Below are 23,344 nucleotides of genomic sequence, written 5' to 3'. Positions count from 1 at the left end.
AAGCAAAATTTATAGATTTGGTTTATAAAAATCAAGAGAAGAGTTTGCACTCGCAAGCTGTTTCATCGTATTAGAAGACAGAATCCTGCATTTTGCAGATAGTTTCTTCTATATATTGAGACAGCATTTGCTGATCAATGGGTAGAAAATCGGATTCGCCCAGCAAGCTCTATTTACGGGATGGCTTGCAACGGCGCGATGCACATTTGCAAACCGCTTTTTTTCCATTATACTATTACAAGGCAGTGAAACGCCCGTTTTTTTGAATCGAAAATTTTACACTTTAAACGTGTTCAAGATATTTGTTTTTCAATGGAAGGAGAGATTGGATTGGCCATTTTGCAAGGGGAATCATTGGTGACAGAAATCCGCGGCCTTGATGCAAAAGGTTCCGGGCAGGCGGTTGTCTGGCGTGAAAATGAACTTGGTAACGCGAAAAAATTAAAACTGACCATTCCGCGTACGCTTCCGGGGGAAAAAGTACGCGTCACCGTGGACCAGCCGGAGAAAAGAAGAAGAAAGGCGCTGCCGGATGAAATTCTGAAAGCCCATCCGGAAAGGGTGGTGCCCATGTGCCCGCACTTTGACCGTTGCGGTGGCTGTGTCTGGCAGCACTGGGCATACGAGGGGCAGTTAAAACAAAAAACTGCCCATGTAAAAGAAGCCATTGCCGCACAAGGCTTTGACCCGGCGCTTGTCCGTGATACGATCGGCATGGACAATCCTTGGCATTACCGCAATAAAATGGAATTTACATTTGCTCCGGATGGATCGCTCGGCCTCCATGAGCAAGGGAATTTCCGGAAAGTGATTCCACTTGAAACCTGCCTGATTGCCGGAAAAGAAATGGTGGATGGCACGATGGAAGTGGCCGCGTGGGTAAAAGAGCATGGCTTAAAAGGCTATGACAAAGATGCGCACGAAGGCCTCTTACGCCACTTAATGGTGCGCCAGTCTTTTGCAACAGGGGAAATGATGCTCGCCCTGTTTGCAACAAAAGCGCCGGATGGGGAACTAGCTGAAGCGGCCCGCGATTTGGCAGAGCGGATCACCGGCAAATTCCCGCAAGTAAAAAGCCTGCTCTGGCTCGAAAATACCGACTGGGCAGACCGGACACAGGCGGAAAAAACACATGTCCTCTCTGGACGTGATTTTATTTACGATGAAATGGGCGGTTACCGTTACCGGATATGGTTCGATACATTTTTCCAAACCAACCCGGTACAGGCACAGAAACTCGTCGATCTTGCGCTTGAAATGGGCCGGCCGGAGAAAACGGAAAAAATGATTGACCTGTTCTGCGGCGTCGGCACATTCTCGCTGCCGTTTGCGGACCGTGTCGGGGAACTTGCCGGCATTGAAATCGTCGAAACCTCGATTGAATCTGCCAAACGGAATGCAAAAGACAATGGCATTTCAAACACATATTTCCTTGCCAAAGACGCACGCAAAGGGATAGATGAAGTGCTGGAAAGCTTCGGCAACCCGGAACTGTTGCTTCTCGACCCACCGCGTTCCGGCGCCGGCGGCAAAGTGATGCGCAAAATCGGCCGGGCCCAACCTGCGCGCATTGTCTATGTCTCCTGCAACCCGGACACATTTGCAACGGATATAAAAGAACTCGAACCGTTTGGCTACAAACTGACTGCCGTCCAGCCGGTGGACCTGTTCCCGCATACGGTGCATGTGGAATGTGTGGCGCATTTGGTTTTAGATGTGTAAACAGCAACGATACAAAGCCCTGATTTTGTGAAAATCACCTTTCCAAAATCAGGGCGATTTTTTATTCAAAATCAAAAATCTCCAATAGCCGGCTTATTACCGGGACTATAATGAATATTTATGATTTGTAATAAAATTTTCCGAATTTTTCTTTCCAATGAGGTATAATAAAATAAAGCTGGAGAGAATGAGCGAAACATTGCTATTTTGTTACCGGTTGCAAAAGCAATTAGGATGTAAAATGGATGACTTGGTCTAAATGTAAAAAACTAAGTTCAGTTTTTAGAGTAATATGATTTTTCAATAGAGATGAGGGATAAGAAATGGGAATTGATTTTCACAGTAAGCAAAATCGATTGACTTATACAACCCGTGTTGCGGATCGTTCCTGGATTGACATGATGAAAAGTCTGCTAACTGTCGAGCATATATCAAACGCTTTAGATATCGGGTGCGGAGGAGGGATTTATTCGAAAGCCCTGGCAGATATGGGCGTTCAAACTGTTATAGGCATCGATTTTTCGGAACCGATTCTTGAAGGAGCGAAGGAAAATTGTAAAGACTATAAAAATATCTCCTTTCAACTCGGAAACGCTTATGATACAGGCTTAGAAAGTCAAAGCTTTCAATTGGTGATTGAAAGAGCGTTAATACACCATCTTTGGGATTTGCATGCTTGTTTTAAAGAAGCACACAGACTGTTAAAGGATGGCGGGGTTTTTATTATTCAAGATCGCACACCCGATGATTGCTTATTAGAAGGAGATAACACAAACATCAGAGGGTATTTATTTGAGTTATTTCCAAAATTAATTGATGAGGAAATAAAACGCAGGCATAGCAGCCAAACGGTCATCGAGGCTTTGCAAGAAGCAGGGTTCAAAAAAATTGAAGAAGTTAAATTATGGGAAACAAGAAAGGTGCACGAAAATAAAGCGCAATTATTAAAAGACATAAGTGAAAGAACAGGAAGAAGCATTTTGTATGAACTGGATGATCAAGAACTAAGTTTGCTGACCGATTATGTCCAGAAAAAGGTGACAAAGGAAAATAACATCGTTGAAAAAGACCGGTGGACAATATGGAAGGCAACTATTTAGCTGATTGACCGCCTGCAGGGCAACGGGTAAGAACAACTACCCACTTTCCCCAATTTTGCAGGCGTAAAATTAGAAGATCCGGAAATGCATCAAAAGGGGGATGTTCAATTTTATTTACTAAATCCTGAACAATATTTATGTGTTTATGAGGCTTCCTCTATGAATAGTTATAGAGCAGATCATAACAATTATAAAGACATTGATAAAATAGATTTCCGAAAATATAAGTCCTGAAATTGAAGTATTTTTAACCAATTTCGGCCATTTCCTGGACAGTGCCGAAACGCGGCAAATTAGGGAAAGTGGCCGGTACTGCTATTTTAAGGCCGGGCCAGAATCAATACCCTTCAATGTCGCAGCAAACGCTATTGATTGAGTATCGTTTTAAAAGATGTCTCATGGCTAACCCAGATTCTGCTTAACGGATAGGACGTCCTGATATCTCACAGCACCTGAGCCATGTGGAGTGTGTTTGCATTTAAAAAATATAATGAGAAAATAAACCACAAGGCGGTGAAACGTTTTGAGAGTGAGCCGTGAAGAATTAAAGCGGATGATTGATCAAATTCCTGAACAAGATGTCCTTGAAGTGTATGATTTTATTGAATTTTTAACCTTCAAGCGGGGAGAACAAGCACTAAACGAAAAGGAAGTTGAATATCTGGCAAAAGATGAAGAAGTTGTTCGTCAGGTTCAAAAGAGTCGCGAAGATCGGCGAAACGGACGCATTTACAGCAAAGAACAGGGGCTTAAGTATCTTCGGAGATGTTTCAAGGGGTCTTAAGCGTGGACAAAGAGTATCGTGTATTTTGGTCACAAACTGCGCTGGACGAATTGAGCAATATTCGGGGATACAAACAAGAAGGCATATGCTTATTGGGGTTAGTATGAAACATAAACGCTTGGAACAAAAAGGATCGCTTGGTCAGCTTTCGTTAGCTCGTAAAAGTAACGATAAGTCGAGAAGCCCCTACTTCGAGTGACCCGTCGAAGTGGGAGTAGTTCACTGTGGAGCCATTTTTATACGTATATGTCAATTCTATTTCGTGCAATGTTTGTGCTCGCCTGAAGCGGGAGAAGGGAGAAAAATGAACAATCAATTTCGACGAGAAGATATTGACTTTTATTCAAATGGAACAAGGTGTAGCGCGTGGCTATATCTACCCAATGTAGATAAAAGATGCCCGGTAATTGTAATGGCTCATGGCTTGGGTGGAGTGCGTGAAATGCGGTTGGACGCATATGCTGAAAGGTTTGCTGCTGCCGGGTATGCCTGCTTTTTATTTGATTATCGTAACCATGGAGCAAGTGACGGAAATAAAAGACAACGGATAAATGTAAAAGAACAACTTGCAGATTGGAACTCTGCCATTGATTTCATCAAAAAGAATGATAGGATTGATGATAGTAAAATACTCCTGTTTGGAAGTTCGTTTAGTGGGGGACACGTTATAACCCTATCAGCTTATCGAATAGATATTCTTGCAACCGTGGCACAGTGCCCATATACAAACAATTTAGCTACAATGAAAACGGTCTCACCGCTATCTGCCCTAAAAATATTCCCCTTTGTCATAGCCGACGTTTTATCTTCTATTACCGGGTATCATCCGGTCATGATTAAATTGGTGGATGCGCATGGGAAAGTAGCGATGATGGCTGTTCCTGATTACAAAGAGGTTTTTAAGTTGATGCCTGAAAATTTAAAGTTTGTGAATAAAGCCCCTGCAAGAACGATTTTGGAATTTTTTAAATATTCGCCTAGTAGATATACTAAAAATATAGAAATACCGATATTTTATGCGGTTTGTCGGAAAGATATATTAGCACCTGCTTGGGCAACCATAAAGTGTGCAAAACGCTCCAAGAAAGCAACGATTAAAGCGTACGATTGTGGACATTTCAATATTTATTTAGGTGATTATTTTGAAAATACAATAGTAGATTATATAGACTTTTTTGATAAAATTACAAAAGGCTAGTTGGATAATCAAATGCAACAAGCTAAATAAATGAAAAAAAGAGCATGATAAACCGTTTACGATGAAAACGCAATCAATACGGAGGTTTATCCATGGTGAAGATTTCCACCCTTCGTGCAGAAGGAAAATCCATACAAGTAATCGCTGATGTGGTTGGCTGTAAAAAAAATACCGTATCTCGGGAACTGAAGCATGGTACGGGCAGCATTTGGGGTAACATCCTGTGCTTTTTTCCATATTTTACGGGCAATAAATTTGCTGTTGCACAAAATTCGGGACTATGATATGGTAAGAGTAATGAAAATGAATATTCACAATAGTCTACTAGGGGCGCCGGGTTGGCTGAGAAGTACCCTTTGAACCTGATCTAGTTCGTACTAGCGAAGGGAAGTAGGTGATGAAATTACACCTGATGATTTGTAATTGATACACCCGCTTTCCGATGGAGGGCGGGTTTTTTATTTTGAGGAGCCGCCTCTGGCCATCGCTCGGGGCAAAGGGAGAAACCAGCCTGCAAACCGCAATCGGTTTCCCGGTAAACAAGGAGGAATCATTGTTGAAACGATCTTTTACAGAAAGGCTATATCAAAATGTCCAACCGATTTGGGAGAAAAACCATAACCATCCTTTTGTCGTGGGACTGGGGAACGGAACTTTAGAAAGAGATAAATTTATCTATTATTTAAAGCAGGATTACGTATATTTAGTTGAGTACGCAAAACTGTTTGCCATGGGTGTTGTGAAAGCGGGTAACCTCGGCATGATGACGAGATTTGCTGCGGTGCTCCATGAATCGTTGCATTTTGAGATGGAACTGCACCGCCAATACGCTGCCGAGTTTGGCATTACACGCACGGATTTAGAAGCAACCCAACCAACGCCGGTTAACCTTGCTTACACGAGTTATATGCTGCAAGTGGCCGCCAATGGAAGCTTGGCTGAACTTGTTGCCTGCTTGTTGCCGTGTGCCTGGGATTATTGGGAAATTGGGAAACTGCTAAAAGTAAATCATCGAGACACATTGGAGGCCAATCCTTACAAGAAATGGATCGAAACCTATTCTTCAGAAACGTTCGGCTCCGGAACGCAGTGGTTAATTGACTTAATGGACCAACTGGCAAGCGGAAAATCAGAAACGGAACTGATGGCCTTAGAACGCCATTTTCAAATGGCCTCAAAGTATGAATACTTATTTTGGGATATGAACGATAAAAAACAAGACTGGCCGGTCTGATTTTCATTCGCAACTAAAAAGGAGGGAAGTTTGGTTCTAATGAGAAAAACACAAAAAATAACAGCAACTGCAGTTATTGCGGCTGTAACGACTGCATCCAGCAGCTTGATTTATATCCCGGTCGGTTTTGCAAAAATTTTTCCGGTACAGCATTTTGCCAATATACTCTCGGCTGTTTTGCTCGGCCCCGGTTATGCGGTTGCGCAAGCCTTTATATCCTCGCTTTTACGTAACTTGCTTGGGACAGGGAGTATTTTTGCCTTTCCGGGAAGCATGATCGGCGCGTTTTTGGCAGCTTATCTTTACGCGAAGACGAATAAGCTCATTTTTGCCTTTGTCGGGGAGGTCATGGGGACGGGCATTCTCGGTGCCCTGGCCTGTTATCCCATTGCTGTTTTTCTGCTCGGCCAAACATCAACGCTTTTCGGATTTATCCCTGCCTTCTTTTTAAGTTCTTTTGCAGGGGCCATTTTTGGCTATGTTTTGATAAAAGTTTTACAAAAAAATAAAGGATGGGGCAGGATGATCAATCATACCGTAAGCAACCGTAAGTTTTGAGCGAAACACCGGGGAGGAATGAAGGCATTGCCACGGCGCATACAGGATGCCAGCTATTGATAACCGGCCAAAATTTATGCCAGCAAAATCAGGCTCTTGAAAGCAGAGCCTGATGCTGTTGGCATTATGACGGCACTCCGGCATAGTCTGAAACCTTCGCTGGCCGGATCCATTTGCCAACCGGCTCACCCTTGATACCACCGCCATCCAGATCAAATACGAGCTGTCCTCTTACAAAAGTTTTCGTAACCCGGCAATCAATTTTTCTGCCGATATACGGGCTGTGCTTATGGCGGTAATAGAGGTCTTCCGCACTTACCGTGTATGGCCGGTCGGGATCGAGAAAGAGGAGATCCGCATCTTTTGCGAGCGCAATTTCCCCTTTCGATTTTAAGCCAAAACGTTCGGCAGGGTTGGTTGCAATCATGCGCGTAAATTGCGTAATGGGAATATTGCGCTTTTTGACAGCCTCATCGAACATCAAATCGACATTATTCTGGCACCCGGTTATGCCGCCCCATACCTCAAAAATATTTCCGGTTTCGCTGTCCTTCATTACAGGCGGGCAAGGGGAATGGTCGGATGTCAGCATATCGATTTTTCCTTGTTTCAATCCTTCCCAAAGTTTTTCCTGCTCCGCTTCGCTGCGTAAAGGCGGGGAACATTTTGCAAGCGGGCCGATTTCCGCAAATTGGGCTGTTGTGATTGTAAAATAATGTGGGCACGACTCAAGCGTGACATCCTGTCCTTCGTTCCGCGCTTTCGTAATTTCTTCCACTCCTTCCGCACTGCTGACATGGACAAAATGCAGTTTGCACCCGGTTTGTTTCGCAAAATACAGCGCCCGCTTGATGGCATCCACTTCAGTAAATACCGGCCGTGTTGCAACATAATCAGCCGGGCTTGTTTTCCCTTGTTTAATCATCTCCTCTGCTAACCCATCGGTAATGGCGGCATTCTCTGCATGAATCAATAAAATATGTCCCAGCTCGGCTAATTTTTTCATCCCCGCATAAAGCGTGTAATCATCTACATTTTTAAAGTCTCCCGGCAAATCGGTTCCGCAGCTGGCCATAAAACATTTATAAGCAACAACACCGCAATCGGAAAGTTCTTTTAACTGATCGAGATTACCTGGGACTAATCCGCCGTAAAAAGCGTAGTCCACATAGTTTTTGCCGGCGGCAGCGGCAAGCTTTTTTTCTAAAGCATCTTTTGTTGTCGTGGCAGGCAGCGCATTTAAAGGCATATCTACATAGGTTGTCGTTCCCCCGGCGGCAAGCGCCTTTGTTCCGGTTTCAAATCCTTCCCATTCCGTCCGCCCCGGTTCGCACATATGCACATGGATATCGACCATTCCCGGCATCACATATTGGTCTGAAGCGTCATAAACTTGTTCTGCCGTTTCCTCAATTTTATCCGCAATTACAGCAATTTTTCCATTTTGGATGGCAAGATCAGCAATTTTAACGCTGTTTCTAAAAACGACTTTTCCATTTTTAATGAGCGTATCATATTTCGTTGTGAATCCCCTCCCTGTGATTTGGTTCGAGAACGACTGTATTTTGAAAAATTGTATCCTTTTTAAATTTTGAAAATGGAAATGCGTATTTTGACAGAATGACATAGGCTAAACCAGCCGCAACAAAGCCGATGATCCATGCCAGTTCCACTTTTGCAAGTGCGGCAGCCGCGCCAATTACTAATGAAATGACAGCCGCAGGGTTATAGCCGGAATAAGGCCCGTCTTCCGCGTACAAGTCGGCGATATTTACCTTTTGTTTTCGGAAGATGTAGTACTCAATCAATAGAATGGCTACAATCGGACCTAAAAATGCCGAGTAAGCCAGAATAAAAATGTCGAGCCCCTTTGCTGAAGAATCCCGGACAAGCACCCATGGAAAAGATGCAAAAGCAAGCAGCCCTGTAATGGTGACAGCATACTTAAATTTTAATTTCGTAAGCAATGTAATGACGTAAGTTGGCGGAATAATATTGGCAACCATATTCACCGAAACGGTCCCGATCACGATAAACGCAGACACGAAAAATGTAATATAAGGATTATCGACCACCACCGAAAAGGCCTTTACAGGATTTGTAATACCGGTAGCAGAAGCAAGCATGGCCCCCATCGTTAAAGCAAACCCGTATGCGATAAAGATCGGAATAAAATACAATAACCTTCTTTTTGTATGGCTGATCCCGGCTTTCAATTCTCTTGAATAATCCGCTGCACTTAAAAAGATGGCGGCATAATTGCCCATAAACGTCATGATAAAAGCAAAGAATGGCAGCCCCCACGTTCCTTTTGCATGCACCCATTTGTTTGCAATCGTGGCGCTATGGGATGTGAGAAGAATGCTGAACACATAGAAAAGTGCAGCTAAAATCACGACTGAAGTCAGGGCCTCCACCCACTTAATCGCATGAAAGCCATAGAGGGAGAGCGCAATTTGAAACAATTGGAGCACGATAAAGCAAACAGCCGCATTGTCAAAAGCTCCGCCCGTTGCAATTTTGGCCATTTCATTTAAAGCCGTGCCGCCAATCCAGCTTTGGTATCCGTACCAAACAATGGCAGGTATACCGCGGCAAAGCGATGTGAATATCGAACCCTTTACGCCGAAGGACATTCTCAGCTGGACAACGTACGGAATGCCTGTTTTGTAGCCTAATCTGTCGTTCAATGAAAAGATGGTTGAAATAATACTGATGGCGATCAATGCCGCAGCAAAAGTTTGGTAAATGTTTAATGTCGCCATCCCGGCCACAATCAGACTTGCACCAAGCGTAATATTTCCAATATTGACCCCGTCCCCAATCCACATAAAAATATAATTCAAAGGGCCAACTGTTCTGTCTGCATCTGTTTTCGGGATCAGGGAGGGATCCATACTCGCCTTCTTCTGCGGTTGCGGATAAGCACTTTCCAATTGAGTAGCCATTGCTTCAGCTCCTTTTCAATAAATTTACGGTAGTGAATTTGGGATGTTTCTTTTGATGTCATTTAATATCACATATAATGTCATCTGTATTTTTAATATAGCAAAGGATAAACGATTTTTCATTAGCGATTTTGCACAATTCTTTATCTATTTATTATTCAAAATAGATAAAGTAGAACCAGTGTTGGTGTTTTCTTTGTTTTTTATGTAAGGTAACTTAACATGAATAGGAGGGAGAGCTGAAAGATTTTTTCTTGGTGAAAACAAAAGCTTGGGTTTGAGGAGACATCCTTTATCCAAATAATCGCTGCTGTAGGAAATGTAAAAACAGCAGATTCTGCACATGATTCAACCAGGATTTTTTAGCAAAAATGGTCACGGCCGGATTTGTATGGATGTTTTGCACCGAAAACTCGCCTCAGCAATTTCCCCATTCAGTGCTACCAATTTTGTTATAATAGAAATGCTAGGTGAGAGCCCAAAAATATCAGTGATCATTTCTGGTGAGCGAGGACAAATATTGTAAGCGGTTAAGTATAGAATGGTTTTTATATATTGTTGTGTTTACATCAAATCCATTTAGGAAAAGGAGCGTTGCGCATGTCCTATATCGTTGATTTCAAAAATGTGTCTGATGTTGGTCTAGAGTCTTCACCTGTTGCGAAGGCGCTAGCCGGTTTGCGTGCGAATGAGGCGCGCTATTTTATGAATAAATACAAACACGTATTTACTGTTTTGCCAGCTGCAGAAAGCGGAGAGACCCTAGAATATGTGAATAGGATTTTGAAAGAAGAACGCGGCATTGAATTTGCAGCCAAGCCATTGGAAACTTCGCGTTTTCAAGTGGAAAATATCCAATTTGCTTACGTCTTTTACGAGGATGGCCTCGTTGTCAATGTAATGTATTCCATAGATGATCCGAAGAAGCGGGCGGTTGGTTTTAAACTTTCTGAGGGGATGGAAGTACCAAAGGAATTAGAAGGGAAATTTAAATTTGCCAGACAAAAGTCAAAACTGGCCGGCACCATACGGGGGTCATTTTTTGTCATAAAAGGCGAGTATTAAAAGCAATAATCTGGACGAGCTTGCTGGACGAGTCAGAACAGGCCAAAAGCTGATTCGTCCGGCAAACTCTAGTTACTTTTCGTTACGAATAAGTAATCAAAATTGAACAATTAATAGCAGCGCAGTCCCTTTCTAGATCTTTGATTTAGTGGGGGATAGCCGCTATAATTGTTCAAAAAGAAAAATGCAAATCCTGCTGGAAATAAATAACCAATTGGTTTGGGGAATTTTAGAGATGAGATAAGTGTAAATGGTCCGGACCTCCATGGCTGCCATTTTAAAAGGAAACACACTAAAGCGGATGAATGGATCCGTATGAACGGATTTACTGCTAAAAATGCTGTGGGACGCTTCAAATCACTTAAAATGAAAAATTTAAAAATGGAAGAAAGCTCTTCTTGTAGCCGCGAAAAGAGCTTTCTTTTAATGTAGAAAGCCGAGTTGCTGATGGTGCCTACTCATGCGAATGTTTAAAATGAAAACAACGGTGTTAAGAAAAAGCCCCTATTATATAAAATAAACTTAAGTTTTTCATCAAGCATGAGCAACAATTTGCATGAGGCCTACTTTATTCAGCAGGCAACGGAGCCGCGATATTTTGTTCATTTATATAGGAGCTTTTTTAAGATGTTTTTTTCCGGAATGCATTTATGATAAATGAAATTCCTGCAGCGATGAAAAAAGATCCAACGAACAAGACAAGAAAATTAATAAATTTAGCTGGCCTCATTAATTGTAATCCAAATATGGCTAAGACAATCACATAAGTAATGACAAACGTTTTAGATAAAATAAAGCTTTTCAAGCCGTACACCTCCATTCATCATTCATGCTATGCCCAGATCAAGCTTTGAGCAATTTTATTATAGCATCCTTTCGAAATCGCCTCCATAAAATCCAAGGAAAATTAATTTTTTTCCGAACTGTTAACTGTTTTCTCTTTTCTATGTGGTTATCTTCCCGATCATAGGTTACAATCTTGATCAGACACGGCTGCAATAAAATCTTTTCTGCCTGTGGTCAGAAAAAAGGTATTGAAAAGAGAAAAAATTCATTCTATAATATGCGCATAGTGTTGTTTAGCCAACCGTTGTGATTTTCCGGGCATGGGGACCCCTTTTATATCCAAAATTCTGGCTACTGGTTTCTTCAGTTTTATGGTTGGAGGATGGTTCTCTGTCGGAATGTAATGTGAATAGGTGAATCATTTGTCAAACCCTTCACTGAATCCGCTTACAAAAATGACTTCGAACAGGGGTATGGCATGGCAGATGGCGAAAAATCGATATGGGTGGCAGTGGGGAGGCGCCCGTTTCGCAGAGAAGAATGAAAGTCATCCAGTACATTTTTCAGGATGAATGCCATGCCAGGGCGAACATGGCACCGTCAAAAGAACGGAAGCCCATACCCGCCAGCAGCAAGGCAGTCGGAATATTGCCATTGAGCTGCTTTTGGCCGGGAAATGGGGGGAAGGATGCACACTGTTTTTACGCGCAAAAAAGACGACAGCGTGTAACTTAATCAAGGGGATGGGAGGATGAATGCATTTGCAAACAAAAACGTTACAGGAAACAGATGAAAAATATTTATGGCATGCCATGAGGGGAGCCGCAAGTCCCGGGCAGCCCAATTTGATTATCACAAAAGCGGAAGGTGCTTGGGTAACGGACATTGAGGGTAACCGCTATTTGGACGGGATGGCCGGGTTATGGTGTGTGAATACCGGTTACGGCCGGAAAGAATTGGCGGAAGCGGCATACAAGCAGCTTCTTGAGATGCCGTACTATCCGTTATCCCAAAGCCACGTGCCTGCCATTCAGCTGGCCGAAAAATTAAACGAATGGCTTGGCGGGGATTACGTCATTTTCTTCTCTAACAGCGGTTCGGAAGCCAATGAGACGGCTTTTAAAATTGCCCGCCAATACCACCGGCAAAGAGGGGACCTGGACCGGTACAAGTTTATTTCCCGTTATCGCGCGTATCACGGCAATACGATGGGGGCGCTTGCGGCAACAGGCCAGGCACAAAGAAAGTATAAGTATGAACCGCTTGGACAGGGATTTCTTCATGTTGCACCTCCTGACACGTACCGGCATCCGGATGACGTGGAAACGCTTGAAAGTGCCAAGGAAATCGACCGTGTAATGACGTGGGAGCTAAGTGAAACGATTGCCGGTGTTATTATGGAACCGATCATTACTGGCGGAGGGATTTTACTGCCGCCTGATGGTTATATGGCGAAGGTGAAAGAGATTTGCGAAAAGCACGGTGCCCTTCTGATTTGTGATGAAGTGATCTGCGGATTCGGACGGACCGGAAAGGCATTTGGTTTTATGCACTACGGCGTGAAGCCGGACATCATTACAATGGCAAAAGGGATTACGAGCGGTTATCTCCCGCTATCAGCGACTGCTGTCAAAAGGGAAATTTACGAGGCGTATGCGGGCAGTGAAGATTATGACCGTTTCCGCCACGTCAACACATTCGGAGGAAATCCTGCAGCCTGTGCACTGGCTTTAAAGAATTTGGAATTAATGGAAAATGAAGCGTTGTTTGAACGTTCCCGCATACTGGGTGAACGGCTGCTAGAAGCGCTAATAAGCCTGAAGGATCATCCAAATGTAGGGGATGTCCGCGGAAAAGGATTGCTGATTGGCATTGAGCTGGTGGAAAATAAACAAACAAAGGAACCGGCTGCAGTCGAAAAACTGAATAAAGTGATAAGCACCTGCAAAGAAAAAGGCCTGTTAATTGGCAAGAACGGTGATACTGTTGCTGGATTTAACAATGTATTGCAGCTTTCCCCGCCGTTAAGCATAACCGATGATGACTTTCGCACGATCGTGCAAGTTTTAAAAGAAAGCATCTTCCAATTGTAAAAACGTTTCTTGTTAGAAAATGTGCTGCAAAGGAGAGAGAGGGTTTGGAGAATCAGCAACTAAAGAAGGACTTGAAAATTCGCCATATTACGATGATTTCGATCGGAGGAGTCATTGGCGCCGGCTTGTTCATGGGAAGCGGCGCCGTCATCCATTCGGCCGGCCCGGGTGCAGTCATTTCGTATGCTTTGGCAGGTTTACTTGTCATTTTTGTTATGAGAATGCTGGGGGAAATGGCATCGGTGAACCCGACAAGCGGTTCGTTTTCCACCTATGCGCGTGAAGCCATTGGCCCTTGGGCAGGATACACGATTGGCTGGCTGTACTGGTTCTTTTGGGTCATTGTCATTGCGATTGAAGCAACTGCGGGGGCAGCGAATATTCAATACTGGTTCCCGGAAATGCCATCGTGGCTTTTAAGTTTAATATTAACCGTTTTATTAACGCTCACAAATGTATATTCCGTTAAATCGTACGGTGAATTCGAATATTGGTTTTCAATCATTAAAGTGGCCACCATTGTTTTATTCCTGCTGCTCGGCCTCTCCGTTATTTTCGGCATCGTTCCGGGCGTCCAATCCCCAGGACTTTCCAACTTAACAGGGAATGGCGGTTTTATGCCGAATGGCTTTGGTAGCGTCTTATTGGGCATTACGGTTGTCATCTTTTCTTTTATGGGGACCGAAATTGTGGCAGTGGCGGCGGGGGAATCCTCCGAACCGGAAAGGGCAGTCAGAACAGCTACTAACAGTGTCATTTGGCGAATTCTGATCTTTTATGTCGGTTCGATTGCGATTGTAGCCACCTTGCTTCCGTGGAACTCGGCGAATATTTTAAAGAGCCCGTTCGTCGCCGTTCTTGAACATGTTGGCATTCCGGCAGCGGCTCAGATTATGAATTTCATTGTGCTGACCGCCGTACTTTCCTGTTTGAATTCTGGTTTATATACAAATTCACGGATGCTGTACGGGATGGCAAAAGCCGGCGATGCCCCGAAAATTTTTCTGAAGTTAAATAAAAACGGGGTACCGGTTTATGCCGTTTTGTGCGGCACGGTTTTCGCTTATGTCGGGGTTATTTTTAATTATATTTCCCCCGATAAAGTATTCTTGTTTTTAGTAAACAGTTCAGGCGGGATCGCTTTATTGGTTTACCTTGTCATTGCCTTTTCCCATTTGCGCATGCGTCGGACGGTGGAAAAAACGAACCCGGATGCCTTGAAGGTGAAAATGTGGCTGTATCCGTATTTAACTTATGTCACCATTTTGGGCATTGTTGCGGTTTTAGTCGCGATGATCTTTATCGACTCATTGCGTCCGCAAGTACTGCTGACTTTGCTTATTGCCGTTCTCGTGGTCGGCTCGTATTTCCTTTTGCATCCTAAAAAAACAAATGTGCTGCCACTGGATAGTGAGGATTCAAGTATAAAATCTTAAGCACAGCAAAAAGCACCGCCTCTTTTAAAAAGGCGGTGCCCATTTTCCAGCTGTTAATCTGCAGCCGGTTTTGTTTGCATGGTTTTCTTTCTGTTTTCCTTTTTGGCGCCTGGTTTAAATGTATCTGCCCGTTTCACAAAAAGGGACATGATCAATACGACAATATTAATCGCGAGCGCGACGTAGAAGGAATATTGGATGCCGGCCAGCAACGCTTTTTGTCCTAAAGCGGCTTTATCAGCTGCTGTAAAATGAAGCGGATTGATCCCGGACATCAGGTCTTCCGCTTTCGATTTTGTGACAGCATTCATGATCGTGACAAAAACGGCTGTTCCGATTGACCCGGAAACTTGCTGTGCTGTATTATTAACCGCCGTTCCGTGCGGGTTCAGCCGGGAAGGCAATTGATTCAAGCCGTTCGTCATAATCGGCATCATCACCATCGACATCCCGAACATCCGGAGCGTGTAAACAAGAATAATATACGTGTAGCTCGAGTCAATTTGTAAATTCGCCAGCATATAGGTGGAAACAGCTGTGATGGAAAGCCCCGTGACAGCCAGCACGCGGGGACCGAACTGATCAAACAGCTTTCCGGTGATCGGCGACATAATCCCCATGACAATTGCGCCCGGCAGCATCATTAAGCCGGAGTCAAGCGGAGAGATGCCCCGTACGTTTTGCACATAGGCAGGTGTTAAAATCATGCCGGAAAACATGGCTGCCGCATTTACAATGGCAATGACAGAGGCAAGGGCAAACATCGGATATTTATACACGCGCAAATCCAATAATGGTTCATCCATCATAAACTGCCGAATAACGAAGGCGATTAAAGCCACACTGCCGGCAATCAGTGCCGTTAAAACCACCGGATCTGTCCAGCCGTCCGAACTTGCAGAACTGAATCCGTAAAGCAAACCACCAAACCCGATGGAAGATAAGACGACCGAGAGATAATCAAGCGTTGCTTTTTTATTTTGCTCCATGACGTTTTCCGCTTTCCAGATCCCCAAAACAAGACTGATAACGGCTAATGGCAAAATCATTTCAAACAGAAAGCGCCAGTCAAAGTATTCGACAATGTAGCCGGATAACGTCGGGCCGATTGCCGGGGCTGTAATCATGACAAGGCCAAAGACCCCCATGGCTGTTCCGCGTTTTTCAATCGGAAAACTAACCAGCATAATATTCATGAGCAATGGCCCCATGACAGAAGATCCTGCAGCCTGGATCATCCTTCCTGTCAGCAGCAGCCCGAAGTTCGGGGCAAATGCTGCCAGCGCAGTCCCTAACGTGAAGATCAACATGGCCGTAATAAACAACTGCCGGTTTGTAAAGCGGGTCAGCAGAAAAGCAGATGCAGGAACCAGCACGCCGCTGACTAGCATATAACCAGTTGCGAGCCACTGAATGGTGGAATAATCTTTGATGTGTAAATCTGCCATGATGGAAGGCAGTGCTACATTGAGCAGCGAGTTATTGAGAAATGAAACGAAAGCGCCGATAAAAAGAACCCCGATCATGAGATAGGGCGGCTTTTTATGTTGTATTGCTGGATTCATATTATCTTTTTCCCCTTTTGTAAGTTGTTTTTATTTCCCGCTTGAAATTGCCGGAGAAGGTTCCCTGTACAATCCTTTTTTAAGCAGTTCCATTTGGGCAAGATAATGATCGAGTGCTTCTTCGGCCGTTAATTCCCCGGCAAATGCTTGCACAAGATTATGAAAGGTGACGGCTTCCAAAATCGTGATCATATCCTGCAGTTCCCGTTCGTCATTGATGTTCAGTTTTTTTGTGTTAACGGACCGGAGCAAAGCCAAATCCTGCTTTTTCAGATCCTCTTCAAAAAAATTTTCTGCCAAAGTATTTTCGGTTTTATAATTCATATTGGAAAAAGCATTTTTGAAAAAATTGGCATTTTCCTGGTTTCGGATGTCTTGAATGGCAAATTGAAAGACCTCGGTAAAAGCCGCAAATAAATCCCCGCCCTTTTTTTGGAGAGTGGAAATAAACTGTTCTTTGCTTTTTCGTGAGAGCAAACGCAGCAAATAATAAAACAAATCCTCCTTATCTTCAAAGTATTGGTAAAAGCTGCCTCTTGGAATGCAAGCCTCCTTTACAATGTTGGCGACAGAGGATTCGTGCAGCGGCGCTCTTGAAAATTCCTTTTTTGCAGCTTGAATCAAAGTATCCTGTTTTTCTTTCGGCAACCGGAAAAAAGTTGGCTTCGGCATGGCAGCATATTCTCCTATCTTGAAAAATTGCGGCACGGGATCTGTCCTGAAAATGACACCGTGTCATAAAAGAAACAATATGAAGATTATATATGACACCGTGTTAGGATGTCAATGAAAAGATGACACGGTGTCACTGGAAAAATTTCTTAATAAAGTGCACCGGTCTCTTCGCCACAGCTTACCGGGAAAAAATAAGGACAACCGTACCAAAAGACTGGGATAGTTTTAAATAAGGTCTCACCGGTCGCGAATCGGCGGGGAAATCCGTCGCAGTTCCAATCATGGAAACACAGGCTGGTGCCCGTCCCGGTTTTTACTATATAAAATGAACGGAAAATGGCTATTCTGTTGCCTACAAAAATAATCGTCCTAAAGTATAACGAAATATTGCCTGCTGTAAGCTATCATACAATGAATGGTTTGGCGCTCATCAGAATTTTTCCTTCATTTTATATAGCAGATATTTTATTGACAATGATCCTGTTTTCGCCTAATATACATCGTATACGATATATCGGATACGATGTATATTAGGCGATTCAATGATAAATATGCAGGGGAGGGGAGTATATGAGTGAAAGAGCCGAATTTATTCGGGATTCAATTGATTTTTTGCAGCGTTATATCATCAAAAGTTTGCAAAGAGAAGCGGAGGAGTTTGGTTTAACTGTTCCCCAGGTCAGGGTGCTGGCGGAGGTGTTAACGGGCAAAAGGGTTAGTATCAAATTGCTGTCCCGGAACTTGAAAATGACGCAGAGCACCGTTTCGGATATCGTGGAGCGGCTGACGTTAAAAGGGCTGCTTGTGAAAACCCCGAGCGCATCGGATAAACGGTCGGTGGAGATCTCCCCGTCATCAGAGCTGGAAGGCGAACTGAGTGAAAACATATCAAGAATCATCAACCAGTCATTTGTAGATGCATTGAACCTGTTGCAGCCGGATGAACAGGACATCGTGGAACAAGGCATCAAACTGCTCGTAAATGCTGTGAAGAAAAAAATCGAGCGGGATGGCCTTCATAAATATGAATCTTTTGATGTGTTCTTTTTTCGTGACGAAAATGAAAGCTTCAAATCTAGGAAAAAGGAGAACGACAAGTGAGAAAAATTCTGAAAGGCCGTTGGATCATTTTTTCCGTATGGCTCATTGCCACGATTGTGCTGACAGCGATCCAGCCGGATGTTAATGCCATCCTGCGGGAACGGGGGCAGCAGGGAACCTCGAGCAAAAGCCCTTCCGTTGTAGCAGACAAAATGTTAAAAAAGATCGATGCCGGCAAAGGCACGAACAATTTGATTGTTTTTTACGATAAAAATAAAATTTCAAAGGCCGAAATGGAAAAAATCGGTGATTGTTTAGACAAAATTAGAGAAAGCAAATCCGAACTCGGCATTTCCAATGTGATTGACCCGATCCATACGCCGGAAGCGAAAAGTTCCCTTTTATCAAAAGACGGCACCACGCTTATGGTCAGCTTCAAGCTGGATAAAAAAGGGAAAGAAATCGATGACATCCAAAAACAGTTTGATGCCAGGCTGAAACATTCGCCTGTCGATTATTATTTGAGCGGGGAAGATTTTATTAACAATGACTATTTGAAGGCCTCCCAAGCCGGTGTGGAGCGGAGCGCAGCATTAACGGTCATTTTTATTCTCGTTGTGCTGGTGATTGTGTTCCGCTCCGTTGTGACCCCGCTCGTCTCGTTGGCGGCTGTCGCTTTTTCCTATTTGTGTTCAATGGGGATTGCCGCCCAGCTTATCGACAAAGCCGGATTTCCGGTGACAAGCTTGACGCAGATGCTGCTTGTGCTGATTTTATTTGGAATCGGAACCGATTATAATATCCTGCTTTTTAACCGGTTCAGGGAAGAGTTGTCCCACGGGCACCCGATTGATGAAGCGATTGTCCGCACATACCGGACGGCAGGAAAAACGATCGCCTATAGTATTGTGACTGTTTTTATCGCATTTCTGGCGCTTATATTTTCCGAATCGCCGATATATCGGTCAGGTGTCGTTGTGGTGATCGGGGTAACGATCCTTTTGCTTGAAATTTTAACCCTAACCCCTTTCATCATGAAAGTCCTTGGTACAAAGCTTTTCTGGCCGTCGAAAAATGCAAGCGGGCATAAGCCGAACCGGTACTGGGGAAAAGCTTCTTTCATCGCCGTAAAACATCCGATTATTACAGTCACACTCATTCTTTTGATCATTGCCCCGGCATTGATTTTTCACCAGGAGAAGCTGAATTTTGATACGGTTGGAGAACTTGGCAATAAATATCCTTCTTCCAAAGCGATCAACCTTGTTGCTGAACATTTCGGGAAAGGGCAGTCCATGCCTGCGGAGGTTGTGATTGAGAACGGAAAAGCAATGGATAACAACGCATCCATGGCTGTCATTGACAATATTACACAAAGGCTGAAAAAAATAGACGGTGTCGGGAAAGTTTCTTCGGTTACGCGGCCTGAAGGAAAGAAAATGGAGGACTTTTACATCGACAAGCAGATGATTACGGTAACGGACGGCTTGTCGCAAACGCAGGACGGGGTTGACCAAATCAATGCTGGATTAAAGACAGCCCAGGAGAAACTCGGATCCGCCGATTTTTCGAAAGTGAACGACATGGTAGATGGAACCGCCAAACTTGAAAATGGAATGGCCGCTCTCACCACCGGGCTCGAAAAAATTCAAAACGGCATTGGCAATGGGTCCGGCCAGCCGGAAACACTGGCAAACGGCATCGCTACCATTGAAAAAAATCTTTCCCAAATGAGCAGCGGGGTCAGCACATTGTCAGCAAATTATGGGAAAATGCAGGCCGGCTATGCTGAAATGGGCAAAAATTATCAGCAGGCTGCACAAGCACTGCTCGGTGTAAAAAGTGCGATTGCGCAAATGCAGACGCTCGTGACGGCGCTCGGGCAAAGTACGCCAAGTGTGCAGAGCGACCGGAACTATTTGGCGCTGAAGCAAATGACAAACCAGCTCTCATCATCCCTCAAGCAAATCACGCCGGAAGGGATCAACACGCTGAACAGCAATTACGACAAGACGACAGCCGGGTTCAAGACAGCGAACGACAATCTATCCAAGATGGCTGGCGGGCTTTCGCAAATGGCAGACGGGCTCAAGAAAACCGAAAGCGGGCTTGGCCAGGCGTCTGATGGCATCGGCAAAATAGTAACCAATATGAACGATGTGACAAAAGGGCTGGGCCAGATGAAATCGGGCCAGCAGCAACTCGCTTCCGGCCTTAGCGGTTTTAAACAGTTCGGCGATAAGTTGTCGGATGTTAACCGCGGATTAAAGCAAATTTCAGACGGCCTTGGCAAAACAAATGACTATCTGGCACAGCTGAAAACGGAAAAAACATTCCATATTCCGAAAGAAGCGCTCGCCGACAAAGATTTTAAAAAAGCAATGGACACGTATATGTCGGATGACAGAAAAGTGACGAAACTGACTGTCGTGTTGAGCAACGATCCTTATTCAAATCAATCATTGGATACCATTGATAAGATCAATAAAACGGTTGTCACCGGGCTGAAAGGAACTGTGCTTTCAAAAGCCGACAGCGGGACAGCCGGAACGAGTGCAACGACCAACGACATGAACCATATTCTGTCAAGGGACCTTGCCAAATCAACCGTGATCGTGACCATCAGCGTGCTGCTTGTGCTTCTGTTGGTTATACGGTCTTTCTGGCCGCCGGTTTTCATTACGGCATCCCTTGTCGGTGCCTATTATACAGCCATGTTTGTCATCAACTCTATTTTTCTTGGCATGCTGGGCTATGAAGGCATTTCTTCGTTTGTGCCGTTCTTTTCCTTTATCATCATCGTCTCGCTTGGTGTAGATTACAGCATTTTCCTGATGATGCGCTATAAGGAATACCCGCAGCTTGACCCGAGGGAAGCGATTATACTCGCTTCGAGACATACAGGCGGTGTCATTATTTCCGCGGTCGTTATTTTAGGCGGCACATTTGCCACGCTGATGCCTTCAGGAATGCTGCTGCTGGCTGAATTGGCGATCGCCGTCATTACCGGCCTTGTCGTGCTTTGCTTCATCCTATTGCCATTCTTTCTGCCAGGCATGATCGCCTTGCCGGAAGCCTTGGAAAAAATATTTTCGGACAAAAAGAAAGAAAACTTGGAGCTGGAGAAAGAATCATCCAAGCGATAATGAAAAAAGCAGCCGCTTATCCAAATTGGGAAAGGGCTGCTTTTTTTGCTGGCACGGTTTTAGATCGAGGCGGAGGAAGCAGGTAACCTTTTAGCTAAAGTACGGTAAAGAGATGGTAAGTGAGCAAACAGGCCAACTATTTTTTTGAAAAGTGAGCATAAAACGAGTATAGGTGAAGGAGCGGGCGCAAAAACTGGTGTTTCTTAACGTAGAACGGGTCTAAGTGAAGGAAGCGCGGGAAAAAATTATTGTTTCTTAACGTAGGACGCGCCTATGTGAAGGAAGCGGGCGAAAATTCCGTTGTTCCTTAACGTAGAGCGCGCCTACGTTAAGGAAGCGAGCAAAAAACGCAGTGTTCCTTAACATAGAGTGCGTCTATGTTAAGGAAGCGGGCGCAAAAGACGTTGTTCCTTAACGTAGAACGGGTCTAAGTGAAGGAAGCGCGGAAAAAACGCCGTGTTTCTTAACGTAGAACGGGTCTACGTTAAGGAAGCGGGCGAAAATTCCGTTGTTCCTTAACGTAGAACGGGTCTGAGTGAAGGAAGCGCGGAAAAAACGCGTTGTTTCTTAACGTAGGATGCGTCTAAGTGAAGGAAGCGAGCGAAAAATCTGGTGTACCTTAACGTAGAAGGGGTCTACGTTAAGGAAGCGGGCGAAATTCCGACAAACAATGTACGTAAACGCCCATATCACAAAAAATACATGCCAGCGGAAGAATGAAAATCCCGTCGTAAATCAGAATAGACCGCTTCGAAGTGCCTAACAACCCCCGTGAAAGATGCCATTTTAGCATGTATCAATTTCCGGGGTTCCCTTATACTAATCGTAAAAGCATTTTAGAAAGAAGGGGCAAGCATGAACTATTTTGCAGGGTTGCTAATTGTCTTTGCGCTGGTGCTTGGAAATGCGGGGTGCTCTGCTGAAGGCGGCAAACAAAACCGGGAAGCTGCCGTCATGAAGACGGTTCCGGTTACGGGCTGCACGGCAAAGCAAAAAGCGGAACAGACCAAAATGGGGGTTGCCTGGTACCGGACATCCGGGGAAGCAAGAGCGCTCTATTATCAAGGATACAATATCGGAAAACAGCGTATTAAGGAGAGCCTGAAAACTAAAGTAAAAAAGAAGCGGGCCATCGTGCTGGACCTCGATGAAACGGTGCTGGATAACGGACCCTACTTATCTTATATGGCAGAAAAAGGCATTTCGTTTGGCAGCGGCTGGGGGACATGGGTGAAAAAAGCAAAAGCAAAACCGCTCCCGGGGGCACTTTCCTTTTTAAAATATGCCGATAAAAAAGGAATCGATATTTATTACATTTCAAACCGGGACGAAAAATATATGGATGCCACCCTTCGCAACTTGAAAAAAGAAGGGATCCCGCAGGCCGTCCGTTCCCATGTGCTGTTGCAAACAGGAACAAGCAGCAAAGAAACGCGCCGGCAAGTTGTTGAAAAGGACCACGACATCATTGCCTTGTTCGGTGATAATCTGGGTGACTTTTTTAAGACATTTGACGGAAAAGGAAACAAGGCGCGCAGCCTGGAAGCAGACCGTTTCCGCCATGCATTTGGCCGCAAATTTATCGTATTCCCGAATCCGGTTTACGGGGATTGGGAGCATGAATTGCCATGTGGTTCATAAACGCAAAAAAATTCCGGAGTTCTCCGGAATTTTTATATGCACTATGTATGGCGGAGAAGGTGGGATTTGAACCCACGCGACGGTCACCCGCCCTAACGCATTTCGAGTGCGTCCCCTTCAGCCGCTTGGGTACTTCTCCATATGAAAAAAAGAAAGATGCTGGTGAGAGGACTCGAACCTCCGACCCCTTCATTACGAGTGAAGTGCACTACCAACTGTGCTACACCAGCATGGAATCAATCAGGACAATGTAAATTATATTATAATAAAATCCGGATTGCAAGAGGAAATTTAAAAAAAGTGTTGTAATGTTTTTCCGGCATGTTTCCGGTAAAATAAGAGAAAAGATGTT

At 44.3% G+C, this 23,344-nt stretch carries 17 protein-coding genes, 2 tRNA genes and 1 riboswitch; of the genes, 13 read left to right on the top strand and 6 right to left on the bottom strand.

All coding sequences use genetic code 11. The annotated features are described in order from the left end of the window. Positions 1-330 precede the first annotated feature (330 nt). From rlmD to thiW, 7 genes are all read left to right on the top strand, one after another. Positions 331-1,722 carry a 23S rRNA (uracil(1939)-C(5))-methyltransferase RlmD gene (gene rlmD / locus NFR98_RS05990; RefSeq protein WP_251459831.1) on the top strand — a complete coding sequence of 464 codons (1,392 nt, stop codon included), beginning with the start codon at positions 331-333 and terminating at the stop codon, positions 1,720-1,722. A 323-nt stretch (positions 1,723-2,045) separates the two neighbouring features. Beyond that, the gene (locus tag NFR98_RS05985; protein WP_035182296.1) at positions 2,046-2,822 is read left to right on the top strand and encodes a class I SAM-dependent methyltransferase; all 777 of its coding nucleotides are present in this window, start codon (positions 2,046-2,048) and stop codon (positions 2,820-2,822) included. A 529-nt stretch (positions 2,823-3,351) separates the two neighbouring features. Beyond that, positions 3,352-3,606: a hypothetical protein gene (locus NFR98_RS05980; protein ID WP_225621020.1), complete on the top strand. Its 255-nt coding sequence runs from the start codon at positions 3,352-3,354 to the stop codon at positions 3,604-3,606. 304 nt (positions 3,607-3,910) lie between these two features. Then, positions 3,911-4,804, top strand: a complete 894-nt coding sequence (locus NFR98_RS05975) for an alpha/beta hydrolase (RefSeq protein WP_251459830.1) — start codon at positions 3,911-3,913, stop codon at positions 4,802-4,804. Between the two features lie 92 nt (positions 4,805-4,896). Then, positions 4,897-5,088, top strand: coding sequence for a helix-turn-helix domain-containing protein (locus NFR98_RS05970; protein WP_251459829.1), 192 nt, complete (start codon positions 4,897-4,899; stop codon positions 5,086-5,088). A 32-nt stretch (positions 5,089-5,120) separates the two neighbouring features. Continuing rightward, positions 5,121-5,210, top strand: a riboswitch (TPP riboswitch). 36 nt (positions 5,211-5,246) lie between these two features. Continuing rightward, positions 5,247-6,038: a thiaminase II gene (tenA, locus tag NFR98_RS05965; protein WP_326242078.1), complete on the top strand. Its 792-nt coding sequence runs from the start codon at positions 5,247-5,249 to the stop codon at positions 6,036-6,038. A gap of 39 nt (positions 6,039-6,077) precedes the next feature. Then, complete coding sequence (thiW, locus tag NFR98_RS05960; RefSeq protein WP_207368358.1) at positions 6,078-6,596, top strand: energy coupling factor transporter S component ThiW; 519 nt, start codon at positions 6,078-6,080, stop codon at positions 6,594-6,596. Between the two features lie 124 nt (positions 6,597-6,720). Here thiW and allB read toward each other — a convergent pair whose 3' ends face one another. Together allB and NFR98_RS05950 are read right to left on the bottom strand one after the other, a co-directional pair. After that, on the bottom strand, positions 6,721-8,223 hold the full coding sequence (gene allB / locus NFR98_RS05955; protein ID WP_251459826.1) for an allantoinase AllB: 1,503 nt from the start codon (positions 8,221-8,223) through the stop codon (positions 6,721-6,723). Continuing rightward, on the bottom strand, positions 8,108-9,544 hold the full coding sequence (locus tag NFR98_RS05950; protein ID WP_251459824.1) for an NCS1 family transporter: 1,437 nt from the start codon (positions 9,542-9,544) through the stop codon (positions 8,108-8,110). The genes allB and NFR98_RS05950 overlap by 116 nt, the downstream gene beginning before the upstream one ends. Positions 9,545-10,144: 600 nt before the next feature. On the opposite strand from NFR98_RS05950, the gene NFR98_RS05945 reads away from it, so the two are divergent. The 3 genes from NFR98_RS05945 to gabP all read left to right on the top strand — a co-directional run bounded on the left by NFR98_RS05945 (position 10,145) and on the right by gabP (position 14,924). Then, the gene (locus NFR98_RS05945; RefSeq protein WP_026684858.1) at positions 10,145-10,609 is read left to right on the top strand and encodes a DUF8821 family protein; all 465 of its coding nucleotides are present in this window, start codon (positions 10,145-10,147) and stop codon (positions 10,607-10,609) included. Between the two features lie 1,541 nt (positions 10,610-12,150). Continuing rightward, positions 12,151-13,488, top strand: coding sequence for an aspartate aminotransferase family protein (locus NFR98_RS05940; protein WP_251459823.1), 1,338 nt, complete (start codon positions 12,151-12,153; stop codon positions 13,486-13,488). 44 nt (positions 13,489-13,532) lie between these two features. Next, positions 13,533-14,924 (top strand): GABA permease, encoded by a 1,392-nt coding sequence (gene gabP, locus NFR98_RS05935; protein ID WP_026684375.1) that lies wholly within the window; start codon positions 13,533-13,535, stop codon positions 14,922-14,924. Between the two features lie 53 nt (positions 14,925-14,977). Here the strand turns inward: gabP and NFR98_RS05930 are convergent, their stop codons facing one another. Next, positions 14,978-16,489, bottom strand: coding sequence for a DHA2 family efflux MFS transporter permease subunit (locus NFR98_RS05930; RefSeq protein ID WP_035190796.1), 1,512 nt, complete (start codon positions 16,487-16,489; stop codon positions 14,978-14,980). Positions 16,490-16,519: 30 nt separating this feature from the next. After that, on the bottom strand, positions 16,520-17,161 hold the full coding sequence (locus NFR98_RS05925; RefSeq protein WP_104851270.1) for a TetR/AcrR family transcriptional regulator: 642 nt from the start codon (positions 17,159-17,161) through the stop codon (positions 16,520-16,522). A gap of 573 nt (positions 17,162-17,734) precedes the next feature. Here NFR98_RS05925 and NFR98_RS05920 point away from each other — a divergent pair. The 3 genes from NFR98_RS05920 to NFR98_RS05910 all read left to right on the top strand — a co-directional run bounded on the left by NFR98_RS05920 (position 17,735) and on the right by NFR98_RS05910 (position 22,992). After that, a complete protein-coding gene (locus NFR98_RS05920; RefSeq protein WP_035190801.1) occupies positions 17,735-18,265 on the top strand; it encodes a MarR family winged helix-turn-helix transcriptional regulator in 531 nt (176 codons plus the stop codon). Next, the gene (locus NFR98_RS05915; protein WP_035190804.1) at positions 18,262-21,351 is read left to right on the top strand and encodes an MMPL family transporter; all 3,090 of its coding nucleotides are present in this window, start codon (positions 18,262-18,264) and stop codon (positions 21,349-21,351) included. The genes NFR98_RS05920 and NFR98_RS05915 overlap by 4 nt, the downstream gene beginning before the upstream one ends. 855 nt (positions 21,352-22,206) lie before the next feature. Further along, positions 22,207-22,992 (top strand): 5'-nucleotidase, lipoprotein e(P4) family, encoded by a 786-nt coding sequence (locus NFR98_RS05910; RefSeq protein WP_014095922.1) that lies wholly within the window; start codon positions 22,207-22,209, stop codon positions 22,990-22,992. Between the two features lie 48 nt (positions 22,993-23,040). Here the strand turns inward: NFR98_RS05910 and NFR98_RS05905 are convergent. Then, positions 23,041-23,131: transfer RNA gene (locus NFR98_RS05905), tRNA-Ser, on the bottom strand. An 18-nt stretch (positions 23,132-23,149) separates the two neighbouring features. Further along, positions 23,150-23,222 (bottom strand) — tRNA-Thr (locus NFR98_RS05900). Positions 23,223-23,344 lie beyond the last annotated feature (122 nt).

The organism is Weizmannia agrestimuris (genome assembly GCF_943193165.1).
GTDB classification, from domain to species: Bacteria; Bacillota; Bacilli; order Bacillales; family Bacillaceae_C; genus Weizmannia; species Weizmannia faecalis.
Note: the sequence above shows the minus strand (reverse complement) of the source record. Positions and strands in the feature narration are given on the sequence as shown.

Excerpts from the sequence above, each read along its gene's own strand:
- NFR98_RS05985 (WP_035182296.1), top strand. The coding sequence starts at position 2,046 with ATGGGAATTGATTTTCACAGTAAGCAAAATCGATTGACTTATACAACC.
- NFR98_RS05975 (WP_251459830.1), top strand. The coding sequence starts at position 3,911 with ATGAACAATCAATTTCGACGAGAAGATATTGACTTTTATTCAAATGGA.
- NFR98_RS05970 (WP_251459829.1), top strand. The coding sequence starts at position 4,897 with ATGGTGAAGATTTCCACCCTTCGTGCAGAAGGAAAATCCATACAAGTA.
- tenA (WP_326242078.1), top strand. The coding sequence starts at position 5,247 with ATGGAGGGCGGGTTTTTTATTTTGAGGAGCCGCCTCTGGCCATCGCTC.
- thiW (WP_207368358.1), top strand. The coding sequence starts at position 6,078 with ATGAGAAAAACACAAAAAATAACAGCAACTGCAGTTATTGCGGCTGTA.
- allB (WP_251459826.1), bottom strand. The coding sequence starts at position 8,223 with ATGTCATTCTGTCAAAATACGCATTTCCATTTTCAAAATTTAAAAAGG.
- NFR98_RS05950 (WP_251459824.1), bottom strand. The coding sequence starts at position 9,544 with ATGGCTACTCAATTGGAAAGTGCTTATCCGCAACCGCAGAAGAAGGCG.
- NFR98_RS05945 (WP_026684858.1), top strand. The coding sequence starts at position 10,145 with ATGTCCTATATCGTTGATTTCAAAAATGTGTCTGATGTTGGTCTAGAG.
- NFR98_RS05940 (WP_251459823.1), top strand. The coding sequence starts at position 12,151 with ATGCATTTGCAAACAAAAACGTTACAGGAAACAGATGAAAAATATTTA.
- NFR98_RS05930 (WP_035190796.1), bottom strand. The coding sequence starts at position 16,489 with ATGAATCCAGCAATACAACATAAAAAGCCGCCCTATCTCATGATCGGG.
- NFR98_RS05925 (WP_104851270.1), bottom strand. The coding sequence starts at position 17,161 with ATGCCGAAGCCAACTTTTTTCCGGTTGCCGAAAGAAAAACAGGATACT.
- NFR98_RS05920 (WP_035190801.1), top strand. The coding sequence starts at position 17,735 with ATGAGTGAAAGAGCCGAATTTATTCGGGATTCAATTGATTTTTTGCAG.
- NFR98_RS05910 (WP_014095922.1), top strand. The coding sequence starts at position 22,207 with ATGAACTATTTTGCAGGGTTGCTAATTGTCTTTGCGCTGGTGCTTGGA.